This window comes from Micromonospora sp. 4G55 (assembly GCF_016803375.1).
This window is the reverse complement of sequence record NZ_JAEVHN010000259.1, coordinates 1-8,125: the sequence shown is the minus strand read 5'-3', so window position 1 is coordinate 8,125 and position 8,125 is coordinate 1. Positions and strand designations below refer to the sequence as shown.

The 8,125-nt window shown below is 72.9% G+C and carries 6 protein-coding genes and 4 pseudogenes; 8 read left to right on the top strand and 2 right to left on the bottom strand.

Annotation, left to right across the window (positions count from 1 at the left end):
• From JNW89_RS20405 to JNW89_RS20365, 8 genes and pseudogenes are all read left to right on the top strand, one after another.
• Window positions 1-1,479, top strand: a 1,479-nt coding sequence (locus JNW89_RS20405) for a non-ribosomal peptide synthetase (RefSeq protein WP_238450107.1), incomplete at its 5' end; no start/stop codon positions are given.
• A pseudogene (locus tag JNW89_RS20400) lies at window positions 1,382-1,693 on the top strand (alpha/beta fold hydrolase); the annotation flags it as partial. The gene JNW89_RS20405 and the pseudogene JNW89_RS20400, both read left to right, overlap by 98 nt.
• A gap of 170 nt (window positions 1,694-1,863) precedes the next feature.
• A complete protein-coding gene (locus JNW89_RS20390) occupies window positions 1,864-2,151 on the top strand; it encodes a hypothetical protein (protein WP_238450105.1) in 288 nt (95 codons plus the stop codon).
• Window positions 2,148-3,371, top strand: a complete 1,224-nt coding sequence (locus JNW89_RS20385; RefSeq protein ID WP_238450104.1) for a cytochrome P450 — start codon at window positions 2,148-2,150, stop codon at window positions 3,369-3,371. The genes JNW89_RS20390 and JNW89_RS20385 overlap by 4 nt, the downstream gene beginning before the upstream one ends.
• 101 nt (window positions 3,372-3,472) lie before the next feature.
• Window positions 3,473-3,685, top strand: a complete 213-nt coding sequence (locus tag JNW89_RS20380) for an MbtH family protein (protein ID WP_238450108.1) — start codon at window positions 3,473-3,475, stop codon at window positions 3,683-3,685.
• Between the two features lie 99 nt (window positions 3,686-3,784).
• Window positions 3,785-5,050: a KamA family radical SAM protein gene (locus JNW89_RS20375; protein WP_238450103.1), complete on the top strand. Its 1,266-nt coding sequence runs from the start codon at window positions 3,785-3,787 to the stop codon at window positions 5,048-5,050.
• Complete coding sequence (locus JNW89_RS20370; protein ID WP_238450102.1) at window positions 5,047-6,345, top strand: MFS transporter; 1,299 nt, start codon at window positions 5,047-5,049, stop codon at window positions 6,343-6,345. Before JNW89_RS20375 ends, JNW89_RS20370 begins: the two co-directional genes overlap by 4 nt.
• Window positions 6,346-6,933: 588 nt before the next feature.
• Window positions 6,934-7,507: pseudogene (locus JNW89_RS20365) on the top strand (transposase); the annotation flags it as partial.
• 22 nt (window positions 7,508-7,529) lie between these two features.
• On the opposite strand, the pseudogene JNW89_RS38900 reads toward JNW89_RS20365, so the two are convergent.
• Window positions 7,530-7,649, bottom strand: a pseudogene (locus JNW89_RS38900) (IS5/IS1182 family transposase); the annotation flags it as partial.
• A gap of 137 nt (window positions 7,650-7,786) precedes the next feature.
• Window positions 7,787-8,125 (bottom strand): annotated as a pseudogene (locus tag JNW89_RS20360) (transposase); the annotation flags it as partial.

The window sequence follows — 8,125 nt, the reverse complement described above, 5'->3', positions numbered from 1 at the left end:
TCCGGCTCCACCGGCCGGCCGAAGGGCACCGCGCTCACCCACCGGGCGATCGTCGACTCGCTGGTCGGCCAGGACTTCGTCCACTTCGGCGCCGACGAGACCATGCTGCACCTGAGCAGCGTCAACTGGGACGCGGCGATCTTCGAGATTTTCGGCCCGCTGCTGCACGGCGGCATCTGCGCGCTCTACCCGGCCGAGCCGGTCACCCCAGCCGGCATCGCCGCCGCGATCCGCCGGCACGAGGTCACCACCGCCTTCCTCACCACCACGCTGTTCAACCTGGCGGTCGAGGAGTGCCTCGCGGAGTTGGGCGCGCTACGCCAGGTCTGCTTCGGCGGGGAGGCGGCCTCCGCGCCGCACGCCCGGGACCTGGCCGCCCGCTGGCCGCACCTGCGCATCGTCAACGGGTACGGCCCGGTGGAGGCGACCTTCATCGTCACCGCCCAGCGGGTCCGCGAACTGCCCGCCGACGCGGTCAGCGTGCCGATCGGCCGGCCGCTGAACCGGACCACGGTGCTCGTCCTGGACGAGGCGCTGCGCCCGGCGCCGGTCGGCGTGGCCGGGGAGATCTACCTCGGCGGCGACTCGCTGGCACGCGGCTACCTCGCGCAGCCGGGGCTCACCGCCGACCGGTTCGTCCCCGACCCGGCCGGCGGCGGCCGGCGGCTCTACCGCACCGGCGACCGGGGACGCTGGCGCGCCGACGGCACGCTCGACTTCGGCGGCCGGGTCGACGGCCAGGTCAAGATCCGGGGCCGGCGCATCGAGCTGGGCGAGATCGAGGCGGTCCGTGGCCGCCCGCCCGACGTCGGAATGGCCGCGGTGGCCGCCCGCGCCGACCGGCCCGGCGACGCCCGCCTCGTGGCCTACCTGGTGCCGGTGGCCGGGGTGACCCTGCCGGGCGCCGCCGAGCTGCGCCGCTGGCTGCGCGAGCGGTTGCCGGCGTACCTGGTGCCGACCGCGTTCGTGCCGCTGGACGCGCTTCCGGTAACCGGCAACGGCAAGCTGGACCGGGCCGCGCTGCCGGCCCCGACCGGCCCGGCGGAGACGGACCGCTCGTACGTCGAGCCGCGCACGGAGGCCGAGGCGACCCTGGCGAAGCTCTGGGCGGAGACCCTGCGGCTGGACCGGGTCGGGGTGCACGACGACTTCTTCGACCTCGGCGGCCACTCGCTGGCCATCGTGCGGCTCGCCGCCCGCGCCTGCGACCTCGGGTTGCCCGCCGGGGTGGCCGACATCCTGGAGCACCCGACGGTGGCCACGCCTGGCCGCCGCGGTCACCGCCCGGGAGCCCGTCCCGGCGGGCGCCGCGGTACGCCGGGACGGCGGCGTGGTGGTGACCCTGCGCGACGGCGACGCCGGGCAGCGTCCCCTGTGGTGCGTGCACCCCAGCGGCGGCAGCGTCGCCTGGTACCTGCCGCTGGCCCAGGCGCTGCCGGCCGGCCGGCCGGTGCTCGGCCTCCAGGCCCGGGGCATTGACGGCGGCGTGGACGCCGACACCATGACCGGCCTGGCCGAGGACTACCTGCGCGAGCTGCGGGCGCACCAGCCGCACGGCCCGTTCGCGCTGCTCGGCTGGTCGATGGGGGGCAACATCGCCCAGGAGATGGCGATCCGGCTCACCGAGGCCGGCGAGCTGGTGGACGTCCTGCTGCTGCTCGAACCGGCCGTGCCGGACGAGGCCGGGATGTTCGCCGTCACCGAGGCGCTGGACCTGCTCGACCGGGCGGTGGCCATGCGTGCGGCGATCCGAGAGCTGACCCCGGGCACCCCGGCCCGGCTCAGCCAGGAACGCGAGCTGGTGGCACGCTGCGCGCGGCCGGCGTCAACGAGGCCGAGGCGGAACTCGGCGCCGACTGGCCGGTGGCGATGTGGACCGCGCTGCTGCGCGCCGCCGCCGGCTACCGGCCGGCGCCGTACCGGGGGCCGGCGCAGCTGCTGCTCAGCGCCGAGGCGACCACCGCCGGTCCGGGCCGTCCCTCGGTGGTCGCCGGGGAGAGCTGGCCCACCTACGAGCGGCGCTGCCGGGAGATGTTCCCGGACGCGCTCACCGTCCACCACCTGCCCGGCACCCACCGGAGCATGGTCACCGACCCGGGCGTGGTGGCCGTCGCCGCTCTCGCCGCAGAGCTGCTGGAGCGTACCGCATGACCGCCGCCACCGTCACCGACCGTTACCTCCTGGACGACGATCTCCTCGCCGACCCGTACCCGTACCTGGCGCAGCTGCGGGCCGCCGCGCCGGTGCACTGGAGCCCGGTGCACCGGGCCTGGCTGGTCACCGGCTACGAGTTGGCGGCGGCCTGCTACACCGAGCCGGCGATTTCCGCCGACCGGATCAGCCCGATGCTGGCGCAGACCCCGCTGGAGCTGCTCAGCCCGGAGGCGGCGCGCGCCTTCAAGATCATGGCTGGCTGGATGGTCTTCGTGGACCCGCCGGAGCACCGCCGGCTGCGCGGTGTCTTCCGGGGTGCGTTCGGGGCCCGCCAGGTGCGCCGCAACCGCCCGATGGTGCAGGAGGCGGTGAGCCGGCTGGCCGCCGGGGCCAGCGCCGGCGGCGAGGTCGTCGACCTGCTCACCGAGTTCGCCCGGCCGCTGCCGGCCACCGTCGCGGCGGCCTGGATGGGCGTGCCGGTCGAGGACACCGCGATGTTCCAGCGCTGGGCCATCCAGGTCGGCGACCTGGCTCTCGGCGCCGTGCAGTCGCCGGAGGAGCACGAGCGTTCGCAGCGCGCGCTGCTGGACCTCTTCGACTACCTGCGCGGGCTGGTCCGCGCCCGCCGGGCCGCGCCGCGCGAGGACCTGATCAGCGCAGCGCTGTCCAACGGCCTGGTCGGCGACTCGGTCAGCGAGGACGAGTTCGTCGCCATGCTCACCCACGTGGCGTTCGCTGGCGGCGAGACCACCAGCAACCTGATCGCGGTGGGGGTGTGGAACCTGCTGCACCACCCCGACCAGCTCGCACTGCTGCGCGCCGAGCCGGACCTCGGCCCGATCGCCGTCGAGGAACTGCTGCGCTTCGACGGGCCGTCCAAGATGTCCATCCGGCACGTCAAGGAGGACTTCGAGCTGGGCGGGCAGCGGCTGCGCGCCGGGCAGCGGCTCTACGTGGTCACCGCCGCCGCCAACCGCGACCCGGCCCGCTTCGACCGCCCCGACGAGCTGGACCTGCGCCGGCACCCGAACCCGCACCTGGGCTTCGGGCAGGGTGCGCACTTCTGCCTCGGCGCGCCGCTGGCCCGGCTGGTGGCCGGGTCGGCGCTGACCGACCTGCTGGCCGCGGCGCCGGGGCTGGCGCCGGCCGAGGGCGTGGTCCGCTGGCAGGCGTCGCTGCTCAACCGCAGCATCCGGGCCCTGCCGGTCCGGCTGTGACCCCCCCGGCGGAACGCCAACCGGGGTCGTCCCGCCCTGCACACCTCCCGGTCGCCGACCGGGGCATCCGTCCAAGGAATCCAACGAGAAGGAGAACGGCGATGGCCGTCGACGACGATGACCGCACCTACCGCGTCGTGGTGAACCACGAGGAGCAGTACTCGATCTGGTTCGCCGAGCGCGAGCTGCCGGCTGGCTGGACCGCCCCCGGCTTCGAGGGCACCCGCACGGAGTGCCTGGCCCACATCAACGAGGTGTGGACCGACATGCGCCCGAAGAGCCTGCGCGAGCGGATGGCCGCCGCGCAGGGCTGACCCGCCGCGGGTCGGGGTGATCCGCACCGGACCGCCCCGACCGGGCCGCCGCCCGGCGGCCACCCCTGTTCCGATCCCGCTGACAACGAGGCGACGGTGATGAAGGTCTTTTCCCACGAACGTCTGGCGCGACTCGCCGGCGAGCGTGGCATGCCCGAGGAGTACCTGCACGACCTGCGGGTCGTCTCCTCGGTGCTGCCGTTCAAAGTCAACCAGTACGTCGTGGACGAGCTCATCGACTGGTCCGCCGTCCCGGACGACCCGATCTTCCGGCTCACCTTCCCGCACCGCGACATGCTGCCGCCGGACATCTACGACCACCTCTCGGCGCTGCACCTCTCCGCCGCCGACCCGGGCGTGATCCGCAAAGCCGCCCGGGACGCCCACGCCCAGCTCAACCCCAACCCAGGCGCGCAGCTGGAGGCGAACGTGCCGACCCACCGGGGCCGGCGGCTGCTCGGCCTCCAGCACAAGTACGCCGAGACCGTGCTGGTCTTCCCCTCCCAGGGGCAGACCTGCCACTCGTACTGCGGCTACTGCTTCCGCTGGGCCCAGTTCGTCGGCAACGCCGAGATCCGCCAGGCCGCCTCCGGGATCGCGGACGTGGTCGCGTACCTGGCCGACAGCCCGACCGTCACCGACGTCCTGTTCACCGGCGGCGATCCCATGATCATGAGCGCGGCGGTGCTGGACCGCTGGGTGTCGCCGCTGCTGGAACCGGCGCTGGAGCGCATCCGTACCGTCCGCTTCGGCACCAAGGCGCTGTCCTACTGGCCGGCCCGGTTCACCACCGACCACGACGCCGACGACGTGCTGCGCCTGTTCGAGCGGATCGTGGCCAGCGGCCGGCACGTCGCCGTGATGGCCCACTTCTCCCACCCCCGCGAGCTCGCCACCGACCAGGCCCGCCGGGCCATCGCCCGGATCCGAGCCACCGGCGCAGTGATCCGCGCCCAGGCCCCGCTCATCGCGCACGTCAACGACCTGGCGCAGAACTGGGCCACCATGTGGCAGCAGCTGGTGGAACTGGGCATGGTGCCGTACTACATGTTCGTGGAACGCGACACCGGTGCCCGCAGCTACTTCAGCGTGCCGCTCACCCGGGCATGGCGGGTCTACACCGACGCCATCCGGTCGGTCTCCGGGCTGGCCCGCACCGCTCGCGGCCCGGTCATGTCCGCCGCCCCCGGCAAGGTCCTCGTCGACGGGGTGGTGCGGATCGGCGGCACCGAGGTGTTCAGCCTGCGGCTGCTCCAGGCCCGCGACGCGGCCGACGTGGGGCGGCAGTTCTTCGCCCACCACGACCCGGCGGCCGAGTGGTTCGACGACCTCCGTCCCGCCTTCGGCTCCTGGTGGCCGGCATGAGCCGCGCCGCCGAACCGACCCTGAGCGCACCCGACGAGGGGCAGGTGCCCACCCTGACCGAGACGCCGGTGGCCGGGACGGACCAGCCGGTCAGTCTCTGGCGCAACCGCGAGTTCAACCTGCTCTGGATCAGCCAGAGCCTCTCCGACCTCGGCACCGCCATGTCCAACCTGGCCATGCCGCTGCTGGTGCTCTGGCTGACCGGCTCCGCCGCCCAGGCCGGGCTGGTCGGCACGGCGGGCCTGCTCACCACGCTGCTCTGCCGGCTGCCCGCCGGCGTCGTCGCCGACCGCTTCCCCCGCCGTACGCTGCTGGTGGTCTGCGACGTGGTCCGGCTGGTCGGCTACCTCGGGCTGGCTGGCGCGGTGCTCGCCGGGGTGGCCAACCTGCCGATGATCCTCGCGGTGACCATGGTCGGCGCCGCCGCCAACGCGGTGTTCGGCACCGCCGAGCACGCCGCGGTCCGCAACCTTGTGCCGGCCGCGCAGCTCTCCACCGCGGTCGCCCGAAACGAGGCCCGGTCGTACGGCACCCAGCTCGCCGGCCCGCCGCTCGGCGGTCTGCTGTACGGGCTGGGCCGCTCCCTGCCGTTCGTCGGCAACGCGATCACCTACCTGCTCTCCCTGCTGGCCGTGCTGCTCATCCGCCGACCGATGCAGCAGCCCCGGGCGGCGGACGAGGCCCCGCAGTCCGGCGGCGCGGCGGCGGCCGAGGGCCTCCGCTTCGTGCTCGGCAACCCGTTCCTGCGCGCGCTGCTGATCATCGCGGCTCCGCTGAACATGGCCTTCACCGGCATGATCTTCGCGATCATCGTCTCGCTGCAGCGCACCGGCACGCCGTCCGTGCTGGTCGGCCTGGCCAGCACCATTTTCGGCCTGGGCGGCTTCCTCGGCGCCCTCGCCGCCCCCGCGGTGCAGCGCTGGCTGCGGCTGCCGACACTGGTGATCGTGCTCTGCTGGGCCACCACCGGGTTGATGGCGGGCAGCGCCCTGGTGTCGACCAGCGTCCTGGCCGCCGTGCCGCTGGGCGCGGCGGTGTTCCTCGCCCCGACCGCCAACGCGGTCCTCTTCGGCTACCAGGCGGCGATCACGCCGGACCGGCTCCAGGGCCGGGTGGTCAGCGTCATCTTCCTGGCCGCGACCTCGGCCGCGGCGCTCGCGCCCGGGCTGGCCGGCCTGCTGCTGGCCCGATTCCCGGCGGCGGTGACCATGCTGGTCTTCGCGGCCCTGGTCGCGGTCTCGGCGATCACCGCCACGCTGAGCACCGGGATCCGGTCGATGCGCACGGAGTCGTGACCGGACGCCGTGACGACCAGCGCCCACAAGGAAGCCCTTCGCTGTCTCAAGCGACGGCTCGCCGTCGTCGTCTACCGGACCATGATCCGAGACACGGATACCTCTCTGCTCCCGACGCCTTGACACAGGAAGGTGCCATTCGTCTGACAGACCCGCAGCTGCTGCAGCACTGCGACGCCGTGCTACGGCTACCTGGCGCGTCCACCGGCGCAGATCAGGACGTAGCCATCGCGCAGCAGCGCGGCCCGCCGGTCTACTACCAGCTTGCCGACATCCCGGGCGTATCATCATGAAGCGGCAGTCGAATCCGGGGTCCGCCCCGGTCACCGCGCCAAGACCGCTGCCAGCCGGCAGGCCAGGCATCGACATCCCTGACGCGCGAGGCCGTACCGGCTTGGATCAGGCCGGCCGCGGTCTCACCGGGAACCGCGACGTCGAACTGTTAGCCAGTGGATGGCACGTCCTGCGGCGGCGGAGCAATGCTCGAACCTGTGGATGAGCGCTGTGAGGGCGTACCCTCCCGGCGACTTCCAGGTCCAAGGAATCGCGTAAAGCCCGCGCGCCAACGCGGGTCGGGAAGTTACACCCGTGCTTACCGTATTCAACCCTGATGAGCCCACGCCAGCGACGGTGTCCGAGCCGGCCAGGGTCGGTAGGTCGTTGATCGATAAGATCGTGCGCGACGGCGCGCGGCGGATGTTGGCGGCGGCGTTAGAGGCCGAGGTCGCCGCGTATCTGGTTGCGCACGTCGCCGAGTTGGATGAGCAGGGCCGCAGGCCGGTGGTGCGCAACGGTCACGCCCGGCCGCGGCAGGTGCTGACCAGCGCTGGTGCGGTCGAGGTGGTCGCGCCGCGGGTCAACGACAAACGCGTCGACGAGACGGGTGAGCGGCGGCGGTTCGCCTCGGCGATCCTGCCCGCATGGTGCCGCAAGTCCCCGCAGATCAGCGACGTGCGGCCGCTGCTGTACCTGCACGGCCTGTCCTCATAGGATTTCGTGTCCGCGTTGCAGCAGTTCCTCGTCACCAGCTGCGGGCTGTCTGCGGCCACAATCACCCGGCTAACCAGCCAGTGGCAGGACGAGGCCCGCCTTCAACACCCGGGACCTGTCAACGGCCGACTACGTGTACGTGTGGGTCGACGGCGTGCACCTCAACGTGCGGACCAGCCGTGTCCGCCGCCGGATCCCGTGATCAACTGCCGCCCGCTCCACTTCGGATGAAGCCCCACCGGCAACAGCGGCTCCAGCGCCGCCCACTGGGCATTGGTCAGGTCGTGTCGCCTCGTCACCGCTAAGGTGGCCACGAGGTCTCCGGTTGTGGGTTCTTCTCGTCGTTGAACCACCTACCGGAGACCTCGCCATCTATCGATCACCGACACGCCGAGCACGCCAACGTCCGGTCAGACGATCTTCACTTCTGAAACAGAGCCTAGCTTGATCTTTAACCTGTGCGGCGTGGACGGGGATTGACAGACTTCGTCTTCTTTGCGGCTGCTGTCGTGGCGTTCGTGGTGGTGGCGGTGTGGACGTCGTAGCGCGGGGTGGGGTGGTTGTTGCGGCGGCCGGGTGGCCGTCCTGACCCTGGCCGGGAGGGTTTGGGTGCACCGGCCGGGCAGGCGGCCTTCGCGCGCAGGTGCCGAAACCCGCGGCGGACGCGGGCGGGTGAGAGACGCTGCGGTGGTGCGGGTTTCTCCCAGGGGCGGCGCAGGTCGGTGGCGAGGGCGCGGGCGAGACGGAGCTGGGTGTAGGCGGCGAGGATCATCCAGGTCCAGCGGTCGGC